The 19,321-nt window shown below is 56.4% G+C and carries 26 protein-coding genes; all 26 read right to left on the bottom strand.

All coding sequences use genetic code 11. From position 1 onward, the window contains the following. Nucleotides 1-257: 257 nt before the first annotated feature. The 26 genes from rplO to rpoC all read right to left on the bottom strand — a co-directional run bounded on the left by rplO (nt 258) and on the right by rpoC (nt 19,300). Nucleotides 258-740 carry a 50S ribosomal protein L15 gene (rplO, locus tag BIND_RS06970; RefSeq protein WP_012384370.1) on the bottom strand — a complete coding sequence of 161 codons (483 nt, stop codon included), beginning with the start codon at nt 738-740 and terminating at the stop codon, nt 258-260. 12 nt (nt 741-752) lie between these two features. Further along, nucleotides 753-947 carry a 50S ribosomal protein L30 gene (gene rpmD / locus BIND_RS06965; protein ID WP_012384369.1) on the bottom strand — a complete coding sequence of 65 codons (195 nt, stop codon included), beginning with the start codon at nt 945-947 and terminating at the stop codon, nt 753-755. Between the two features lie 13 nt (nt 948-960). Continuing rightward, nucleotides 961-1,530, bottom strand: a complete 570-nt coding sequence (rpsE, locus tag BIND_RS06960; protein WP_012384368.1) for a 30S ribosomal protein S5 — start codon at nt 1,528-1,530, stop codon at nt 961-963. A gap of 99 nt (nt 1,531-1,629) precedes the next feature. Continuing rightward, nucleotides 1,630-1,992 (bottom strand): 50S ribosomal protein L18, encoded by a 363-nt coding sequence (gene rplR / locus BIND_RS06955; RefSeq protein WP_012384367.1) that lies wholly within the window; start codon nt 1,990-1,992, stop codon nt 1,630-1,632. A 24-nt stretch (nt 1,993-2,016) separates the two neighbouring features. Further along, nucleotides 2,017-2,550 (bottom strand): 50S ribosomal protein L6, encoded by a 534-nt coding sequence (gene rplF, locus BIND_RS06950; RefSeq protein ID WP_012384366.1) that lies wholly within the window; start codon nt 2,548-2,550, stop codon nt 2,017-2,019. A 24-nt stretch (nt 2,551-2,574) separates the two neighbouring features. After that, on the bottom strand, nt 2,575-2,973 hold the full coding sequence (gene rpsH, locus BIND_RS06945; protein ID WP_012384365.1) for a 30S ribosomal protein S8: 399 nt from the start codon (nt 2,971-2,973) through the stop codon (nt 2,575-2,577). A gap of 12 nt (nt 2,974-2,985) precedes the next feature. Next, nucleotides 2,986-3,291, bottom strand: coding sequence for a 30S ribosomal protein S14 (gene rpsN / locus BIND_RS06940; protein ID WP_012384364.1), 306 nt, complete (start codon nt 3,289-3,291; stop codon nt 2,986-2,988). A 37-nt stretch (nt 3,292-3,328) separates the two neighbouring features. Further along, on the bottom strand, nt 3,329-4,033 hold the full coding sequence (gene rplE / locus BIND_RS06935; RefSeq protein ID WP_041777974.1) for a 50S ribosomal protein L5: 705 nt from the start codon (nt 4,031-4,033) through the stop codon (nt 3,329-3,331). Further along, nucleotides 4,026-4,343, bottom strand: a complete 318-nt coding sequence (gene rplX, locus BIND_RS06930; RefSeq protein WP_012384362.1) for a 50S ribosomal protein L24 — start codon at nt 4,341-4,343, stop codon at nt 4,026-4,028. Before rplX ends, rplE begins: the two co-directional genes overlap by 8 nt. Beyond that, on the bottom strand, nt 4,343-4,711 hold the full coding sequence (gene rplN, locus BIND_RS06925; RefSeq protein WP_012384361.1) for a 50S ribosomal protein L14: 369 nt from the start codon (nt 4,709-4,711) through the stop codon (nt 4,343-4,345). The genes rplX and rplN overlap by 1 nt, the downstream gene beginning before the upstream one ends. A gap of 96 nt (nt 4,712-4,807) precedes the next feature. Continuing rightward, nucleotides 4,808-5,050 carry a 30S ribosomal protein S17 gene (gene rpsQ / locus BIND_RS06920; RefSeq protein WP_012384360.1) on the bottom strand — a complete coding sequence of 81 codons (243 nt, stop codon included), beginning with the start codon at nt 5,048-5,050 and terminating at the stop codon, nt 4,808-4,810. 41 nt (nt 5,051-5,091) lie between these two features. Next, nucleotides 5,092-5,304, bottom strand: a complete 213-nt coding sequence (gene rpmC / locus BIND_RS06915; protein ID WP_012384359.1) for a 50S ribosomal protein L29 — start codon at nt 5,302-5,304, stop codon at nt 5,092-5,094. A 12-nt stretch (nt 5,305-5,316) separates the two neighbouring features. Then, entirely contained in the window at nt 5,317-5,730 is a 414-nt protein-coding gene (gene rplP, locus BIND_RS06910) for a 50S ribosomal protein L16 (protein ID WP_012384358.1), read from the bottom strand. Between the two features lie 36 nt (nt 5,731-5,766). Next, entirely contained in the window at nt 5,767-6,492 is a 726-nt protein-coding gene (gene rpsC / locus BIND_RS06905) for a 30S ribosomal protein S3 (RefSeq protein WP_012384357.1), read from the bottom strand. 10 nt (nt 6,493-6,502) lie between these two features. After that, entirely contained in the window at nt 6,503-6,892 is a 390-nt protein-coding gene (rplV, locus tag BIND_RS06900) for a 50S ribosomal protein L22 (RefSeq protein ID WP_012384356.1), read from the bottom strand. 9 nt (nt 6,893-6,901) lie between these two features. Then, nucleotides 6,902-7,180, bottom strand: a complete 279-nt coding sequence (gene rpsS, locus BIND_RS06895; protein ID WP_012384355.1) for a 30S ribosomal protein S19 — start codon at nt 7,178-7,180, stop codon at nt 6,902-6,904. Nucleotides 7,181-7,183: 3 nt separating this feature from the next. Continuing rightward, nucleotides 7,184-8,023, bottom strand: a complete 840-nt coding sequence (rplB, locus tag BIND_RS06890) for a 50S ribosomal protein L2 (protein WP_012384354.1) — start codon at nt 8,021-8,023, stop codon at nt 7,184-7,186. A gap of 21 nt (nt 8,024-8,044) precedes the next feature. Continuing rightward, the gene (locus tag BIND_RS06885) at nt 8,045-8,341 is read right to left on the bottom strand and encodes a 50S ribosomal protein L23 (RefSeq protein WP_085938747.1); all 297 of its coding nucleotides are present in this window, start codon (nt 8,339-8,341) and stop codon (nt 8,045-8,047) included. A gap of 11 nt (nt 8,342-8,352) precedes the next feature. Further along, on the bottom strand, nt 8,353-8,973 hold the full coding sequence (gene rplD, locus BIND_RS06880) for a 50S ribosomal protein L4 (RefSeq protein WP_012384352.1): 621 nt from the start codon (nt 8,971-8,973) through the stop codon (nt 8,353-8,355). A gap of 3 nt (nt 8,974-8,976) precedes the next feature. Then, nucleotides 8,977-9,699, bottom strand: a complete 723-nt coding sequence (rplC, locus tag BIND_RS06875) for a 50S ribosomal protein L3 (protein WP_012384351.1) — start codon at nt 9,697-9,699, stop codon at nt 8,977-8,979. A gap of 67 nt (nt 9,700-9,766) precedes the next feature. Next, a complete protein-coding gene (gene rpsJ / locus BIND_RS06870; protein WP_012384350.1) occupies nt 9,767-10,075 on the bottom strand; it encodes a 30S ribosomal protein S10 in 309 nt (102 codons plus the stop codon). A 169-nt stretch (nt 10,076-10,244) separates the two neighbouring features. Further along, the gene (gene tuf / locus BIND_RS06865) at nt 10,245-11,435 is read right to left on the bottom strand and encodes an elongation factor Tu (RefSeq protein ID WP_012384349.1); all 1,191 of its coding nucleotides are present in this window, start codon (nt 11,433-11,435) and stop codon (nt 10,245-10,247) included. A 44-nt stretch (nt 11,436-11,479) separates the two neighbouring features. Continuing rightward, nucleotides 11,480-13,555, bottom strand: a complete 2,076-nt coding sequence (gene fusA / locus BIND_RS06860) for an elongation factor G (protein ID WP_012384348.1) — start codon at nt 13,553-13,555, stop codon at nt 11,480-11,482. A gap of 42 nt (nt 13,556-13,597) precedes the next feature. Continuing rightward, nucleotides 13,598-14,068 carry a 30S ribosomal protein S7 gene (gene rpsG, locus BIND_RS06855; protein ID WP_012384347.1) on the bottom strand — a complete coding sequence of 157 codons (471 nt, stop codon included), beginning with the start codon at nt 14,066-14,068 and terminating at the stop codon, nt 13,598-13,600. Between the two features lie 106 nt (nt 14,069-14,174). Then, the gene (gene rpsL / locus BIND_RS06850) at nt 14,175-14,546 is read right to left on the bottom strand and encodes a 30S ribosomal protein S12 (protein ID WP_012384346.1); all 372 of its coding nucleotides are present in this window, start codon (nt 14,544-14,546) and stop codon (nt 14,175-14,177) included. Between the two features lie 569 nt (nt 14,547-15,115). After that, on the bottom strand, nt 15,116-19,300 hold the full coding sequence (rpoC, locus tag BIND_RS06845) for a DNA-directed RNA polymerase subunit beta' (RefSeq protein ID WP_012384345.1): 4,185 nt from the start codon (nt 19,298-19,300) through the stop codon (nt 15,116-15,118). Nucleotides 19,301-19,321 lie beyond the last annotated feature (21 nt).

Here is a 19,321-nt window from a genome sequence, read left to right as displayed (position 1 = left end):
AAAATGGATACCCGTTTTCGAATAAATTTGATGCATTTACAAAGGCATGGAACGTGGAATTCTTTTGCTGCTCCAGCCTCGCCGCCCTAAAGGAACGATTGAAAAGCCCAAAAACCGCCGATTAAGACGCTCCTTTTGCCTGTCATACCCGTTTGACCAAACATCTAGGGCCTATGTGGTGAATGATTTTCCACCGCATAGGCCCTAAAAGGAAACGAGCAATTTGTCGATTGGCGCTTTGGCGCAGGCCCGAAGCCTCAAGCTTCAGCAGCAGCCGGCTGAGCCTTCAACAGCGTAATCGAGCCGCCGAGCTGTTCAATCGCGGCAACCGCTGTCTTGGAAGCGGAAGCCACTTCGAATGTCAGCTTCGCCTTGAGTTCGCCATTGCCAAGAATCTTGACGCCATCGCGCGCCTTGGCGCAGACACCGGCTTCGACCAACGCTTCAATGGTGACGGGAAGCGCCACATTGAGCTTGCCGGCATCAATCGCGGTCTGAATACGCCCGAGATTGACTTCGTTATAATCAGTCGAGAAAGGATTCCAGAAACCGCGCTTTGGCAGGCGCCGATGAATCGGCATCTGACCGCCTTCGAAGCCCTTGATCGCCACACCGGTACGGGCTTTCTGACCCTTCACACCACGTCCGCAGGTCTTACCCTTGCCGGAGCCGATACCACGGCCGACCCGCATGCGCGATTTGGAAGAGCCAGGATTGTCGGAAATATCATTGAGTTTCATCGCCCAAAGCCCTCACTGCCCGTCAATGACGCGGATCAGATGCGCCACTTTAGCGATCATTCCGCGAACCGCCGGGCTATCCTCCAACGAGGACCGGCGACCAATTTTATTGAGACCGAGTCCAATCAGGGTCGCCTTTTGCGAGCCTGGCCGGCCGATCGGGCTTTTGACCTGTTCGATCGTGATGCGGTTTGTTGAGGTCGTCATCGTCTAAAACTCCTCAACCTTCCGCAGCGGTTTCGGTGTCACCGCCCAGGCGCCGGCCTTGGAGAACCGAAACCTTGAGGCTACGGCGGGCAGCGACGGCGCGCGGTGAATCCTCGCGCTGCAAAGCGTCGAACGTTGCGCGAATCATATTGTAAGGGTTCGAAGACCCCTGCGACTTCGCAACCACGTCATGCATGCCGAGTGTTTCGAAAACGGCGCGCATCGGGCCGCCAGCGATGATCCCGGTTCCGGCGGGCGCAGCGCGCAGGACGACACGCCCAGCTCCGTGGCGACCATTCACATCATGATGCAGCGTCCGCCCCTCGCGCAAGGGCACGCGAATCAAGGCCCGCTTAGCCGATTCCGTCGCTTTGCGAATAGCTTCCGGCACTTCACGGGCCTTGCCATGGCCATAGCCGACTCGACCCTTCTGGTCGCCGACCACGACCAGAGCGGCAAAGCCAAACCGCCGGCCGCCTTTCACCACTTTGGCGACGCGATTGATATGGACCAAACGGTCCACGAATTCGCTATCGCGTTCTTCGCGGCCACCACGACCGCCGCCTTCACCTTCACGCGCCATTATTATTGTCCGTCACTTAAACGCGGCCTCCGAAAGATCGACCGCTCGCTTCGAATGGAAAAAGGTCGAAAAGGCCAAAATCCTTTCCGACAGCTGGCTTTAAAAATTCAAGCCGCCTTCGCGCGCGCCATCAGCCAAGGCCTTGACACGCCCGTGATACATATAAGCACCGCGATCGAAAATCACGTCCTTAATGCCAGCCTGAACGGCCCTTTCGGCAATCAGCTTGCCGATAATCTTAGCCGCTTCGACTGTTGCGCCGGTCTTCAAGCCTTCCCGGTTAGCCTTTTCAAGCGAAGAGGCTGCAACGAGGGTCTTGCCTTCGCCATCATCGATAATCTGACAATAAATCTGCTTCGACGAACGGAAGACGGAAAGCCGCGGCTTACCATAAGCCCTTGCGCGCAGCGAACGGCGGACCCGCGCCTTGCGGCGTTCAGTCGCCTCAATGTCCTTTGCCATAATATTGGCCCTTCGCTCTCAATCTTATTTCTTCTTGCCTTCCTTACGGAAGATGAATTCCCCGGCATATTTCACGCCCTTGCCCTTATAGGGTTCCGGCGGACGCAGGGCCCGAATTTCAGCGGCAATCTGCCCGACCCGCTGCTTATCGATCCCGGTGATCGAAACCTCGGTCGGCTTGGGCGCAGCAATCGCAATTCCATCCGGAATCGGAAAGCTAATATCGTGGCTATAGCCCAGAGAAAGTTGAAGATTCTTTCCTTGCACCGCAGCCTTGTAGCCGACACCCGTGATCTCGAGCTTGCGCTCAAAACCCTGCGAGACTCCGATTACCAGATTATTCACGATCGACCGGGTCATGCCCCAGGCCGCGCGGGCTTTTTTATCTTCAGAACGCGGCGAGACGGCAATCTGCGTGCCTTCCAAAGCAACAGAAACATAATCGGGCGCGGTGAAATGCAATTCGCCTTTGCCGCCCTTCACCGAAATGGCCTGTCCTTCGACCTTGGCTGTCACGCCAGCGGGAATGACGACCGGCTTTTTTCCGATACGAGACATTGAACTGGGCTCCTCAGCCGGAGGTCAGAAGACCTTGCACAAGACTTCGCCGCCGACATTGGCCTCGCGTGCCGCGTGATCGGCCATAACGCCTTTGGGGGTGGAGATGATCGAAATACCAAGCCCATTGGCAACACGGGGAATCGCGTTCACCGCGGTGTAAACACGCCGACCGGGCTTCGATACGCGCTGAATTTCACGAATGACCGGAAGGCCATCGAAATATTTCAGCTCAATCTCAAACTCGCTGCGCCCGTTGCCATATTCCGTGGTCGAATAACCGCGAATATAGCCTTCTTCCTGCAACACATCGAGCACATGGGCGCGCAACCGCGAACCCGGGGTCTGCACTTTTCCTTTGCGCCGCATCTGAGCATTGCGGATGCGTGTGAGCATATCGCCCAACGGATCGTTGACTGCCATGATCCGCTCCTTTTACCAGCTCGACTTCACGAGGCCCGGGATCAGGCCCTGCGAGCCCAATTCACGAACCGCGATACGCGACATTTTCATTTTGCGGGTGAAAGCGCGCGGACGGCCACTGATTTCACAGCGGTTGCGCAGCCTTACGGGAGCCGAATTACGCGGCAATTCCGCCAATTTGAGGCGCGCTTCGAAGCGCTCCTCCATGCTCAGGGTTTCATCGTTCGCGATCGCCTTCAAGCGGGCGCGACGGCCGGCATATTGCTTGACCAATTGCGCGCGATGCTTGTTCTTTTCGACCGAACTTTTCTTCGCCATGAACTTTACCTCTTGATTCCGCGTCTGAGCTCGAAACTCACTGCCGGAATGGGAAGTTGAATGCACGCAGAAGCGCACGAGCCTCATCATCGGTTTTTGCCGAAGTACAGACAATAATGTCCATCCCGAGGATGCTTTCTGCTTTGTCGTAATCGATTTCCGGGAACACGATATGTTCCTTGATACCCATGGCATAATTTCCACGGCCATCGAAGCTTTTGGGATTGAGGCCACGGAAGTCACGTACACGGGGCAAAGCGATCGTTACGAGACGGTCGAGAAATTCATACATTCTCGTCTTACGCAACGTCACCTTGGCGCCAATCGGCATGTTCTCGCGAACCTTGAAGGTCGCGATCGCCTTGCGCGCCCGGGTGATCACCGGCTTCTGGCCAGCAATCAGCGAGAGATCGGCCGCAGCCAACGTCACGCGCTTGGTGTCATTGACCGCATCACCGACGCCCATATTGAGCACGATTTTTTCAATCGTCGGGATTTCCAGCGGATTCTTATAGCCGAATTCCTCGATCAGCTTCGGCTTCACCGTCTCTTCATAAAATTTCTTGAGACGCGGCGTATAATCCTTCGGAGCGGCCAGCGCCTCTGCTCCGGCCGTCGCAATCGGGGTCACATCGCGGCTCGAGATCGAGCCCGCGGGTTTCTTGGTGGCCGGTGTCTTCGCGGGGGTTTTCGCCTTGCCACCCTTGGCCGGTGCCTTACCACCCTTTTTATTATCAGCCATCGATCACATCTCCGGAATGCTTGGCGAAGCGCACCTTGCGGCCATCTTCAAGAATCTTAAACCCGACGCGGGTCGCCTTACCGTCCTTGGGATCGGCCAACGCGAGATTCGACAGATGGATCGTCGCTTCTTTCGTATAGATGCCAGCTTCCTGCTTGGCGGTCTGACGCTGGTGCCGCTTGACGAGATTGATCCCCCGGACCAGTGCGCGATCTTCCTTGGGAAGGACCTGCAGCACTTCGCCAGAACGGCCCTTGTCGCGTCCAGCCAAAACGACGACCTTGTCGCCTTTTTTGATTTTAGCGGCCATCACAGCACCTCCGGAGCGAGCGAGATGATCTTCATGTGATTTTTGGCGCGCAATTCGCGCGGCACCGGCCCGAAAATACGAGTGCCGACCGGCTCCGACTGATTATTAATCAAAACGGCGGCATTGGTATCGAAGCGAATCACGGAACCATCGGCGCGCTTGATATCCTTGGCGGTCCGAACAACCACCGCCTTCATCACATCGCCCTTTTTCACGCGCCCGCGCGGAATGGCCTCTTTGACGGATACGACGATAATATCGCCGACCCCGGCATATTTGCGCTTCGAGCCGCCAAGAACCTTGATGCACATCACACGCCGTGCGCCGGAATTATCGGCCACGTCGAGATTAGTCTGCATCTGAATCATCTGCTTGACCTTTCTATTCAGAACGGTTTCCGGCCTGCAACAAGTGCAAGCCGGACTGCGCCTGAAGGAGACCTGCGTCTCCTTTATGATTTATTTTCAAGCTTTAGCCGCTGTCTCGAGAACAATCCAGCGTTTCAACCTGGAAATCGGCTTGGTCTCTTCAATCGAGACGGTATCGCCAATCTTATACGTACCTGCTTCGTCATGGGCGTGATAATTTTTCGAACGCCGCACCGTCTTCTTCAAAAGCGGGTGTGTGAAGCGGCGCTCGACTTTCACCACAATGGTTTTTTCTTGTTTGTCGCTCACCACGACGCCTTGGAGGATTCGCTTCGGCATAATCTTTTTAAACCTGTTCTAGCAAGTGGGCGGGCCTGTCCTCAGGCGCTGGCGGCTTGGCGTTGCTTGGCGGCGAGCGTTTTGATCCGCGCGATATCCCGCCGCACAATGCGCACACGTGCCGTATTTTCGAGCTGGCCGGTGGCCCGCTGAAAGCGCAGGTTGAACTGCTCTTTCTTGAGATTCAACAATTCCTGATCCAGCTGGTCGACGGTCATGACCCGAAGATCCGACAAACGCTGTTTGCTTTTCATGGCTGCGCCCTCTTACTCTTCGATGCGCTGGATGAAGCGCGTTTTGATCGGCAACTTGGCCGCAGCCAAACGCAGGGCCTCCCGAGCGAGATCAGCCGGTACGCCATCGAGCTCGAACATGATACGCCCGGGTGCCACGCGGGCCGCCCAGAATTCCGGCGCGCCCTTACCTTTACCCATGCGAACCTCGGTCGGCTTTTTCGACACCGGCACATCCGGGAAGATTCTGATCCAGACACGTCCAGCGCGTTTCATATGGCGAGTCATGGCGCGGCGAGCAGCCTCGATCTGACGGGCCGTAATACGTTCGGGCTCCATCGCCTTCAAGCCGAACTCACCGAAATTCAGCTCGAACCCACCCTTGGCGGCGCCATGAATGCGGCCTTTGAAAGCCTTTCGGAATTTGGTGCGTTTTGGTTGCAGCATGATGGAAACTTTCGAATAAATTCAGATCAAGAGGCCTCAGGCCGCATCCCGTTCGCGACGCCGGCGTTCACCGCCGCCACCACCGCCCGCATGGTCGAGTTCGGCCATTTTGCGATCCTGCGCCATTGGATCATGTTCCAGGATTTCTCCTTTGAAGATCCAAACCTTGATACCGCAAGTACCGTAGGCCGTATGGGCTGTTGCGACACCGTAATCGACATCCGCACGCAATGTATGCAGCGGCACACGTCCCTCACGATACCATTCGAGCCGGGCAATTTCCGCACCGCCAAGACGGCCGGAACAATTGATGCGGATACCCTCAGCGCCGAGGCGGATTGCTGACTGCACCGCGCGTTTCATCGCACGCCGGAAAGCGACGCGCCTTTCGAGCTGCTGCGCAATCGAATCCGCAACCAGAGTGGCGTCGATTTCAGGCTTGCGCACTTCCACGATGTTGATGACGACTTCCGAATCCGTCAGCTTGGAAACCAGCTTACGGATCTTGTCGATATCCGCACCCTTCTTGCCGATGACGACACCCGGACGCGCCGAATGAATGGTCACGCGGCATTTCTTATGCGGGCGCTCGATGATGATCTTGGAAACAGCCGCCTGCTTCAGGTTCTTCATCAGAACCTCGCGGATACGCATATCCTCGTGCAGAAGCTTGCTATATTCGCCCTTATTCGCAAACCAGCGCGAATCCCAGGTTCGATTGATCCCGAGCCTCAGGCCGATCGGATTGACTTTCTGTCCCATCGTATTCTCCTCAGGCTCCGGCCGCTACGGCAGTCACTTCACGCACGACAATCGTCAAATGCGCGAAAGGCTTCTCGATACGCCCGGACCGACCGCGCGCGCGGGGGCTGAACCGCTTCATGACCATGGCCTTGCCGACAAAAGCCTCCGCGACGATCAGATCGTCAACATCGAGACTATGATTGTTTTCGGCATTCGCGATCGCACTTTCCAATGTCTTCTTGACATCATAAGCGATCCGCTTGCGCGAAAACTCAAGATCGGCCAGCGCTTTGTCGACCTTCTTACCGCGAATAAGCTGGGCAACGAGATTGAGTTTTTGAGGGCTGACCCGCAGCATGCGGGCCACAGCCTTGGCCTCATTGTCACCGAGCGAGCGTGGGGTTTTCTCTTTCGACATCGGCCTCTCTTAGCCCCTTCTGGCTTTTTTATCCGCCGCATGTCCATGGAACGTGCGCGTCGGAGAAAATTCACCGAATTTATGGCCAATCATGTCCTCGGTGACCGAAACAGGCACATGTTTATGTCCGTTATAGACACCGAAAGTGAGGCCGACGAATTGCGGCAGAATCGTCGAACGACGACTCCAGATCTTGATAACCTCCGAACGGGTGGAGGCACGCGCGGCTTCAGCCTTCTTAAGCAGATAACCGTCGACGAACGGACCTTTCCAGATCGAGCGCGCCATGGATCAACCCTTCTTCTTGCTCTTATGACGCGAGGTCACAATAAATTTGTCCGTTGATTTATTCGTGCGGGTCTTCTTGCCCTTGGTCGGCTTGCCCCAAGGCGTAACCGGATGCCGGCCGCCAGAGGTCCGGCCTTCACCACCGCCGTGCGGATGGTCAACCGGGTTCATCGTGACACCGCGATTATGCGGGCGCCGTCCGAGCCAGCGGCTACGACCAGCCTTGCCGATCGAGGCATTCATATGATCCGGGTTGGACACGGCGCCAACCGTCGCAAAACATTGCCCGTGGATCAGACGCTGCTCACCGGAATTCAAACGAACGATGACATAGCCCTGATCGCGACCGACGACCTGCGCATAGGTGCCGGCCGAGCGGACCATAGCCGCGCCTTTACCGATCTTCATCTCGATATTATGCACGATCGTCCCGACCGGCATGTTCGCCAAAGCCATGGCATTACCAGGCTTGACGTCGACCTGCTGGCCGGAAATCACTTCATCACCAACCGCAAGTTTCTGCGGAGCAATGATGTAGGACAATTCATCATCCGCATAACGGATCAGAGCAATGAACGAGGTCCGGTTGGGATCATATTCGATCCGCTCGACCTTCGCCGGCATATCCAGCTTACGCCGTTTGAAATCGATGATCCGATAGGTCTGCTTGTGACCGCCACCACGAAAACGAACGGTGACCCGGCCGTTGTTGTTGCGACCGCCCGAGGAAGACTTACCCTCTGTCAATTGCTTGACCGGCTTGCCCTTATACAGATTGCTGCGATCGACGATGACCAGCTGTCGCAGGCTCGGTGTGATCGGCTTGAATGTCTTCAGTGCCATTGGCCTAATCCCAGCTCCGCGTCAAAGCCCGGTCGTCACATCGATCTTGTGGCCCTCGGCGAGAGTCACGACCGCGCGCTTGACATCGGACTGAACCCCACGGGTTCCTTTAAAAACCTTCTTCTTCCCTTTGCGGAGAAGCGTATTGACGGCCTCGACTTTAACGTCGAACAACCGTTCCACCGCAGCCTTGATTTCCGGCTTGGTCGCGGTCTTCAACACTTTGAAAACCACTTTGTTTTCTTCCGAAGCGATCGTCGCTTTTTCGGTAATGACCGGAGAGACAATCACATCATAATGGCGGGCGTCTTGAGCGATTTTCGAGGCACTCATTTGAACCGAGCCTCCAGGGCATTAATGGCGGCCGTGGTCAAAACCAGCTTGTCCCGACGCACGATGTCGTAGACGTTGATGCCTTGCACCGGCAGCACATCGATTTGAGGAATATTGCGAGCAGCAAGAGAGAAATTCGTCTCAAGCTCGGCGCCGTCGATGATCAGAGCATTGGTCAGCCCGATCTTCTCGAAATTCGCCTTCAGACCCTTGGTTTTGGCCTCTGGGATCTTGGCGTCATTCCAGATGATGATGCCACCATCCTTGGCCTTGGCCGAAAGAGCATGCTTCAGCGCCAAGGCGCGAATCTTCTTCGGCAGATCATGCTCGTGGGAACGAGCCACAGGCCCAAAGGCCTTGCCGCCACCACGAAACTGCGGCGCACGCGCCGAACCATGGCGGGCGGAACCCGTGCCCTTCTGCTTGTACATTTTCTTGCCGGTGCGATGGATATCCGCGCGGCCAAGCGATTGGTGAGTACCGGCACGCCGCTTCGCCAATTGATAGCGGATCATGCGCGCGATCAGATCGACGCGGGGCTCCAGACCGAAAATGGCGTCGTCGAGATCGATCGACCCCGCGGTCTCGCCGTTGACAGAAGTAATATCGATCTTCACGGCTTAGCCCTCTGCGGATTCGGTTGCCGGCGCAGGTTCGGCGCCCTCGTTAGCCAAGCGGAATTTGCCCGGCAAAGGAGCTTCCTTCGGCAAATGTTTCTTGACGGCATCACGCACATAGATCCAGCCACCCGCCGTTCCAGGAACGGCGCCTTCGACCAGAATCAATCCGCGCTCGACATCCGTTTGCACGACGCGCAGGTTCAACGTCGTGACCCGCTCTGTGCCGAGATGACCAGCCATTTTCTTGTTCTTGAAGGTTTTACCGGGATCCTGACGACCACCGGTCGAACCATGCGAGCGATGCGATATCGACACGCCGTGGGTCGCGCGCAAACCACCGAAGTTCCAGCGCTTCATGGCACCGGCAAAGCCCTTACCCGTGCTCGTGCCGGTGACATCGACGAATTGCCCGACCACGAAATGATCGGCGGTGATTTCGGCGCCGATGGGCAGCAATGTCGCATCATCGACACGAAACTCCGCGAGCTTCAGCTTCGGCTCAACCTTGGCCACCGCGAAACGGCCACGCTCGGCCTTCGACACATTCTTCACCTTGGCGCGCCCGATGCCCAATTGCACCGCGACATAGCCATTTTGTTCCTTGGTACGATGACCAACGACCTGACAACCGTCGAGCTTGAGCACGGTGACGGGTATGTGCTCGCCGGCGTCCGTGAAGACGCGGGTCATGCCGAGCTTTTGTGCGATGACACCTGACCGCATAGTTTCATCCTTCAAGGCGAGCATACAATGACGCAAGCTGCCCAGTTCATCTCGAATTCAGCAAAGGTTAGAGCTTGATTTCCACATCGACGCCAGCGGCGAGATCGAGCTTCATCAAGGCATCCACGGTCTGCGGCGTCGGATCCACAATATCGAGCACCCGCTTATGGGTCCGAATTTCGAACTGCTCGCGCGATTTCTTATCGACATGGGGCGAACGGTTCACGGTGAATTTTTCGATCTTCGTCGGCAAGGGGATCGGACCACGCACCTGCGCTCCCGTCCGTTTCGCGGTGGAAACGATCTCCTTTGTCGAGGTATCAAGGATTCGATGATCGAACGCCTTGAGACGGATGCGGATATTCTGGCCGTTCATTGTAGTTATGTTCCTTGTCGACCGCTCTTGACCTTGGTCCAGCCGGCTTCAAACCTTTTCTCCCTCCAATCCACTGCTCTAGGCAGCAGATCGGAGACCTATCCACTTCCAACAAATGCCGGAAGTGGAGAGACCAAGCGGCCGGACCGAGCCCGGCCGCTTCAAGCTTTTACTCGGTAATGGAGGCGACGACGCCGGCGCCGACCGTGCGGCCACCTTCGCGGATGGCGAAGCGCAGCTTCTCTTCCATCGCGATCGGAACGATCAGCTCCACATCCATCGTCACATTATCGCCAGGCATCACCATTTCCGTGCCTTCCGGCAGCGTCACGACGCCCGTCACATCGGTCGTCCGGAAATAGAACTGCGGACGATAGTTGGTGAAGAACGGCGTATGCCGGCCACCCTCATCCTTGGTCAGAATATAGGCTTCCGCCTTGAACTTGGTGTGCGGCTTCACGGAACCCGGCTTGCACAGGATCTGGCCACGCTCCACATCCTCGCGCTTGGTGCCACGCAGCAGAGCGCCGATATTGTCGCCCGCCTGACCCTGGTCCAGAAGCTTGCGGAACATTTCGACGCCGGTCACCGTCGTCTTCACCGTCGGCCGCAGACCGACGATCTCGATTTCCTCACCGACCTTGATGACGCCACGCTCGACGCGGCCTGTCACAACCGTACCGCGGCCTGAGATCGAGAACACGTCTTCCACCGGCATCAGGAACGGCAGATCGATCGGACGTTCCGGCTGCGGAATATAATCATCCACCGTCTGCATCAGAGCGAGAACCGCATCATGACCGATTTCCGGATTGCGGTTTTCCAAGGCGCACAGGGCCGAACCCTTGGTGATCGGAATGTCATCGCCGGGGAAGTCATATTTCGACAGAAGCTCGCGCACTTCCAGCTCGACGAGTTCGAGCAGTTCCGCGTCATCGACCATGTCGACCTTGTTCAGGAACACGACCAGCGCCGGAACACCGACCTGGCGCGCCAGAAGAATATGCTCGCGCGTCTGCGGCATCGGGCCATCGGCCGCCGAAACCACCAGGATCGCCCCGTCCATCTGCGCCGCGCCGGTGATCATGTTTTTCACATAGTCGGCGTGGCCGGGGCAGTCCACATGCGCGTAATGCCGCTTCGGCGTCTCATATTCCACATGCGCCGTCGAGATCGTGATGCCGCGCGCCTTCTCTTCCGGCGCCTTGTCGATCTGATCATAGGCCGTAAAGGTCGCGCCGCCCGCTTCCGCCAGAACCTTGGTGATCGCCGCCGTCAGTGACGTCTTGCCATGGTCAACATGGCCAATCGTTCCAATGTTGCAATGCGGCTTCGTCCGCTCAAATTTTTCCTTGCCCATCGTCCGGCTCCTCTAGGATCTCTTTGCTAGCCCCGTGCGACCAATCAAGCGTATTTCGCTTGAACTTTCGCCGCTTCATTCGCGGGGACCTGCTCATAATGGTCAAATTGCATGGAATAATTGGCACGGCCCTGGCTGAAGGACCGCAACTGATTGACATAGCCGAACATATTGGCAAGCGGCACCATGGCGTTAATAACCACGGCATTGCCACGCATGTCCTGACCCTGGACCTGTCCGCGACGTCCCAGAAGATCGCCCATAACAGAGCCCGTATATTCCTCGGGCGTCGTCACTTCGACCTTCATGATCGGCTCAAGCAGAACCGAACCGCCCTCTTTCAGCGCACGCCTCGTCGCTGCACGCGAGCAGATTTCAAAGGCGAGAACCGACGAGTCGACTTCATGGAAGGCCCCATCGATCAATGTCGCCTTGACATCGACAACGGGGAAGCCCGCCAGCACACCGCTGTTCAGCACGCTGTAGAGGCCCTTTTCGACACCGGGAATATATTCCTTCGGAACCGCACCACCGACGATGTTCGATTCAAAGGCATTACCCGCCGCCGCTTCGTTCGGCTCGAAGATCATCTTAACCCGGGCGAACTGGCCCGTACCACCGGTCTGCTTCTTATGCGTCTCGTCAATTTCGACACGCCGCATAAGCTTTTCGCGATAAGCGACTTGCGGTGCGCCAATATTGGCATCAACCTTATAAGTCCGCTTCAAAATATCGACTTTAATGTCGAGATGGAGTTCGCCCATACCCTTAAGGATGGTCTGGCCGGATTCCTGATCGGTCGAAACGCGGAAAGACGGGTCCTCGGCTGCGAGTTTCGACAAAGCAATGCCGAGTTTCTCCTGGTCCGCCTTAGATTTCGGCTCGATCGCGATCTCGATAACCGGCTCGGGGAATTCCATCCGCTCGAGAATGACCGGCTTATTGACATCACACAAAGTATCACCCGTCCGGGTTTCCTTCAGGCCCGCCAGCGCGACAATGTCACCAGCATAGGCTTCCTTGATGTCTTCGCGATTATTCGCATGCATCAAAAGCATGCGGCCGATACGTTCCTTCTTGTCCTTGGTGGAATTCACCACGCTGGTGCCGGATTCAATCTTACCGGAATAGACACGCGCGAAGGTGATCGAGCCCACAAAGGGATCGTCCATAATCTTGAAGGCGAGCATGGAAAAAGGCTCGCTATCGCTCGGCAGACGCACGGTCTCCTCGCCGGTGTTGACATCGACACCCTTGATCGCCTCGCGATCGATTGGGGTCGGCAGATAATCAACAACGGCATCGAGCAAAGGCTGGACACCCTTGTTCTTGAAGGCCGAGCCGCACAAAACAGGAATGAAGGTGATCTGACGAACAGCCTTGCGGATCAAAAGCTTAAGAAGCGCCTCATCGGGCTCCACGCCTTCGAGATAGGCGGTCATCGCATCATCATCGAGCTCAACAGCAGCCTCGACGAGGAGATTGCGATAATGAATCGCCTTTTCCTTCAAATCGTCAGGGATTTCTTCATCATGATATTTCGCGCCGAGAGCCTCATCTTCCCAGACGACAGCCTTCATGCGCACGAGATCGATGATACCTTTGAAATCCGCCTCGGAGCCGATCGGCAATTGAATGCAGACCGGACGCCCACCGACCTTGGTCTTAATGTCTTCGACGCAGCGGTAGAAGTCGGCGCCGATCTTGTCCATCTTGTTGACGAACACGATGCGCGGAACATTATATTTATCAGCTTGGCGCCACACGGTTTCGGTCTGGGGCTCGACGCCCTGGTTACCGTCAAGCACACAGACAGCACCATCGAGCACACGCAGAGAACGCTCGACTTCAATGGTGAAATCGACGTGACCAGGCGTGTCGATAATGTTCAGGCGCCGACCATTCCAAAAGGTCGTCGTGGCGGCAGAGGTGATCGTGATACCACGCTCCTGCTCCTGCTCCATCCAGTCCATCGTGGCGGCGCCATCATGGACTTCGCCGATCTTATGCGACTTGCCTGAATAATAAAGAATACGCTCGGTCGTCGTCGTCTTGCCCGCGTCGATATGGGCCATGATACCGAAATTTCGGTAGTCTTCGATCGGATGGCTGCGAGGCATGATGAAAATTCCTTCTCCAGCGCAAAAGCGCTTCCTCGTGTCCTACCAGCGATAATGCGAAAAAGCGCGATTGGCTTCCGCCATGCGATGCGTATCTTCCCGCTTCTTCACGGCATTGCCGCGATTATTGGCGGCATCGAGCAGCTCCGCAGACAGACGATCAATCATAGTTTTGTCATTACGACCGCGCGCCGCGGTGATGATCCAACGGATCGCCAAAGCCTGACGGCGTTCGCTACGAACCTCGACCGGCACCTGATAGGTCGCGCCACCGACACGCCGCGAGCGCACTTCGATGGAGGGAGCGACATTGTCCAGAGCCTGCTTGAAAACCGACAAGGGCTCGTTATGCGACTTCTGCTCGATAATATCGAAAGCACCATAAACGATGGCTTCGGCGATTGACTTCTTGCCGTCATACATGATGGAGTTCATGAATTTGGTCAGAATGATATCACCGTATTTCGCGTCAGGGATGACTTCCCGCTTTTCAGCACTATGGCGCCGCGACATCTTTTTGCTCCGTCCAAATCTTCACCGGAGCCCTCGCCTCGCGAAGAAAAGCTCCATTCCATTACGTTCGATTGCTTTGCCGAGCGGCGATCCACCCGCGACAATCTTATTTCGGCCGCTTGGCGCCATATTTCGAACGGCGCTGCTTGCGGTTCTTGACGCCCTGCGTATCGAGCACACCGCGTAGGATGTGATAACGCACGCCAGGAAGATCCTTGACGCGGCCGCCACGGATCATGACCACCGAGTGTTCCTGAAGGTTATGCCCCTCACCCGGAATATAACCGATGACCTCAAACCCATTGGTCAGACGCACCTTGGCGACCTTACGCAAGGCCGAGTTCGGCTTTTTCGGTGTCGTCGTATAGACACGCGTGCAGACACCACGCTTTTGCGGACACGCCTCAAGATGGCGCGCCTTTTCGCGATAGGCCTTTTCGTGCCGCGGCTTGCGAATCAACTGACTGATCGTCGGCATGCTTTCTTCCGTGGGCGATTTTCGTGCGCCAGCGAGAGGTTCATCTTCCCGTGAGCTTCATAACGCGTGAAGCCTCTAGGAAGATGCACCCAAACCATCAGGCTTGAGAACCAAAAGGCACCTTCTATGAGGCACCTGCCGGTCCACAAGGGTAAAACAAGAACTCCATGCGCAAACAACTCAACGCCAAAGGCCATAGGGCTTTCGGCGTCAAGGACAAGGAGAGGAACCCAGCGCAAACCAGGTTCATGCCTTCTGTCAATCATCCTCAAGGAATGATTTCGGTGACTTGTCAGTCGCTGAAGCCAACAGCGTTTAGATTCTATGGGTTCAGGACGCGTCGTCCCAAAAAGAGAATCTACAGCCTGTTGAAAGTGGGCTGAACTTATTGCCCAGCGCGCATCTCGTCAACCCACTTTCTCACAGCTCGCGCGAGGTCCGTAACATTGCTTATTCTTCATAGATCTTAAGAGGTTACTAAAAAATTAGCCTCCCGCTCCGAAAAGCGGGAGGCTCTATCAATCAGCCTGATGAATGCGGACGAGTAGGAATCGCCCCTGCCTTGCCGATTATTCGGCAGCAGGCAAATGCGGAATCGGTACCAGAGGTGCTTCGGAGGTTTCCGCCTTTTGCGCGAGAATCAATTCATCGCGCTGGACGGCAACCCGCCGCAGCTTGGCCATGGCAGCCCCCGTGCCCGCCGGGATCAAACGCCCGACGATCACGTTTTCCTTCAAGCCTTCGAGTGTATCCGCCTTGCCATTGACAGCCGCTTCCGTCAGCACGCGTGTCGTTTCCTGGAACGACGCGGCGGAGATGAAGGAGCGGGTCTGCAAGGAGGCCTTGGTAATGCCAAGCAGAACCGGTGTCCCTGTTGCCGGCTTGCCGCCATTTTCCACAGCCTGGATATTGGCCTCTTCGAATTCAAGCTGGTCGACCTGCTCACCCGGCAGGAAGTCCGTATCGCCGGAATCGACAATATCGACCTTCTGCAACATCTGCCGGACAATCACTTCGATATGCTTGTCGTTGATGCTCACACCCTGAAGTCGGTAGACTTCTTGGATCTCATTGACGAGATAGGCCGCGAGTTCCTCGACACCCTTGATGGCGAGAATATCGTGCGGGGCGGGATTGCCGTCGACGATATAATCACCCTTTTCGACCACATCCCCATCCTGCAGATAGATATGTTTGCCTTTGGGGATTAGATATTCGATCGGCTCCGCGCCATCTTCATGCGGGACGATCGAAATCCTGGTCTTGTTCTTGTAGTCGCGGCCAAACTGCACCGTACCAGAGGCTTCTGCGATAATCGCATGGTCCTTCGGACGACGAGCTTCGAACAATTCCGCGACACGCGGCAAACCACCGGTAATATCGCGGGTTTTGGCCGATTCCATCGAGATACGCGCGATGACGTCACCGGCCTTGACGGAGCCGCCCGGATCGACACCGATGATCGAATCGACCGGCAGCATGTAACGGGCCTCACCGCCGCGCTGCAATTTACCAACCTTGCCATCGGCAGTCTTGATCACCATGGCCGGTTTCAAGCTGGCGGAACGCTGATTGAGCCGCCAATCGATGACCATGCGCTTGGCAATGCCGGTCGCTTCGTCGATAGTTTCCGTCATCGAGGCACCTTCGACCAGATCCTCGAAACCGATCGTGCCATCGATTTCGGTCAGGATCGGACGCGTATAGGGATCCCACTCGGCGATCCTCTGTCCACGCTTGATCTTGTCGCCTTCATCCACCTTGAGCCGCGCGCCATATTGAACACGGTGCACGGCGAGTTCTGTCCCGTCGGGTCCATCAATCACCACCGCCACGTTGCGGGCCATGACCATGAGATCGCCATCAGTATTGCGCGCAACGTGCCGGTTGCGGATCTTCACCGTCCCTTCGAAATTGGATTCGATGAAGGACTGATCCGCGATCTGCGCCGCGCCGCCGATATGGAAGGTACGCATGGTCAATTGCGTACCAGGCTCACCGATGGACTGCGCCGCGATGACACCGACCGCCTCACCCATATTCACGGGCGTGCCACGGGCAAGGTCGCGCCCGTAACATTTGGCGCAAACGCCATTCTTGGCCTCGCAGGTCAGAACCGAGCGGATCTTGACCTCCTGGATGCCGGCCGCATTGATACGGCCGACATGGATTTCTTCGATCATCTCGCCGGCAGGGACGATGATCGTGCCGTCGGCCTCGCGCAAATCCTCGGCCGCCGTGCGTCCAAGAATACGCGTTTCCAGAGAAGCCACGATCTGGCCAGCATCGATGATCGCGCGCATACGAATCCCATTCTCCGAATGACAATCGGGAATGGTAATGATCGCATCCTGCGCCACATCGACGAGACGGCGTGTCAGATAGCCCGAGTTCGCCGTCTTCAAGGCTGTATCGGCCAGACCTTTACGCGCGCCGTGGGTCGAGTTGAAATATTCAAGGACGGTCAGACCTTCCTTGAAGTTCGAGATGATCGGCGTCTCAATGATCTCGCCGGACGGCTTGGCCATCAGGCCGCGCATCGCCGCGAGCTGCTTCATCTGGGTGGGCGAACCACGCGCACCCGAATGGCTCATCATATAAATCGAATTGATCGGCTTATCGCGACCGTCATCATCCTTCTGAACGGCCGAAATGCGCGCCATCATTTCATCGGCGAGCTTGACGGAACATTTGCCCCAAGCATCGACGACCTTGTTGTATTTCTCGACCTGAGTGATGAGGCCGTCGTTATATTGCTGCTCATATTCCTTGGCCAGCGCGCTCGTCTCTTCGATGATGCGCGGCTTGGTTTCCGGCACGACCATGTCGTCCTTGCCGAAGGAAATGCCAGCTTTGAACGCCTCACGGAACCCAAGCGCCATGATCCGGTCACAGAAAATGACCGTCTCCTTCTGCCCGCAATTGCGGTAGACGATATCGATCATGTTCGAGATTTCTTTTTTCGTCATGAGCTTATTCACGACGTCAAAAGGAATTTTCACATGATGAGGCAGCAATTGACCAAGGATGAGACGGCCAGGAGTCGTGTCGAAGATCTTTGAGACCTTCTCGCCGTTCTCGTCAAAGGTCCAGGCGCGTCCCTTGATCTTCGTATGCAGGGTGATCGCCTTGGCATTCAAGGCATGCTCGATCTCGCCCATATTGGCGAACATCATGCCCTGCCCCGGCTCTCCATCCCGCATCAGCGTCACATAATAGAGGCCGAGCACGATATCCTGCGACGGCACGATGATCGGCTGACCATTGGCCGGATGCAGAATATTATTGGTCGACATCATCAAGACGCGGGCTTCGAGCTGCGCCTCGAGCGACAAAGGCACATGCACCGCCATCTGGTCCCCGTCGAAATCCGCGTTGAACGCGGCGCAGACGAGCGGATGGAGCTGAATAGCCTTGCCTTCGATCAGCTTAGGCTCGAAGGCCTGAATGCCGAGACGATGCAAAGTCGGAGCGCGGTTCAGCATCACCGGATGCTCGCGAATGACTTCGTCGAGAATATCCCAGACCTCGGGCTTTTCCTTTTCGACGAGTTTCTTCGCCTGCTTGACGGTTGCCGAAAAGCCCTTGGCGTCGAGCCGCGAATAGATGAAGGGCTTGAACAGCTCTAAGGCCATCTTCTTCGGCAGGCCGCATTGATGCAACTTCAATTCTGGACCGACGACAATGACCGAACGGCCGGAATAATCGACGCGCTTGCCGAGCAGGTTCTGGCGGAACCGGCCCTGCTTGCCCTTGAGCATATCGGCGAGCGACTTCAACGGACGCTTGTTGGCGCCGGTGATCACGCGACCACGACGACCATTGTCGAACAAAGCATCGACCGCTTCCTGCAGCATGCGCTTTTCATTGCGCACGATAATATCGGGAGCGCGCAATTCGATCAGCCGCTTCAGACGATTGTTGCGGTTGATGACACGACGATAGAGATCGTTGAGGTCGGACGTCGCGAAACGGCCACCATCGAGTGGAACCAGCGGACGCAGGTCCGGCGGAATGACGGGCACCTCGGTCAGGATCATCCATTCCGGCTTATTGCCCGAATGCATGAAGGCCTCGATGATCTTGAGGCGCTTGGCGAGTTTCTTGGGCTTCAGTTCGGTCGTCGATTCCGCGATCTCGACCTTGAGATCCTCGGCGATCTTCGGCAGATCCATATTGCGCAAAATCTCGCGGATCGCTTCCGCACCGATCAGCGCCGTGAAACTGTCCTGGCCGTATTCATCCTGGGCCTTGAGATAGTCTTCCTCGTTCAGAAGCTGACGATCCTTCAAAGGCGTGAGGCCCGGATCGAGAACGATATAAGACTCGAAATAGAGAATGCGCTCGAGATCCTTGAGCGTCATGTCGAGCAGAAGCCCGATGCGCGACGGCAAGGATTTCAAGAACCAAATATGCGCAACCGGAGCCGCGAGCGAAATATGGCCCATGCGTTCGCGCCGGACGCGCGACAGCGTGACCTCGACGCCGCACTTCTCGCAGATGACGCCCTTATATTTCATTCTTTTGTATTTGCCGCACAGACATTCGTAATCCTTGATCGGACCGAAGATGCGCGCGCAGAACAAGCCATCACGTTCCGGCTTGAAAGTGCGGTAATTAATGGTTTCCGGTTTTTTGATCTCGCCGTAGGACCACGACAAGATCTTTTCCGGGCTGGCGATCGAAATCTGAATCTGGTCGAACGCCTGCGGCTGCACAACCGGATTGAAGAGATTCATCACCTCTTGATTCATGGTTCTCTCCTATGCTCGGGC

Source organism: Beijerinckia indica subsp. indica ATCC 9039 (assembly GCF_000019845.1).
GTDB lineage: Bacteria > Pseudomonadota > Alphaproteobacteria > Rhizobiales > Beijerinckiaceae > Beijerinckia > Beijerinckia indica.
Note: the sequence above shows the minus strand (reverse complement) of the source record. Positions and strands in the feature narration are given on the sequence as shown.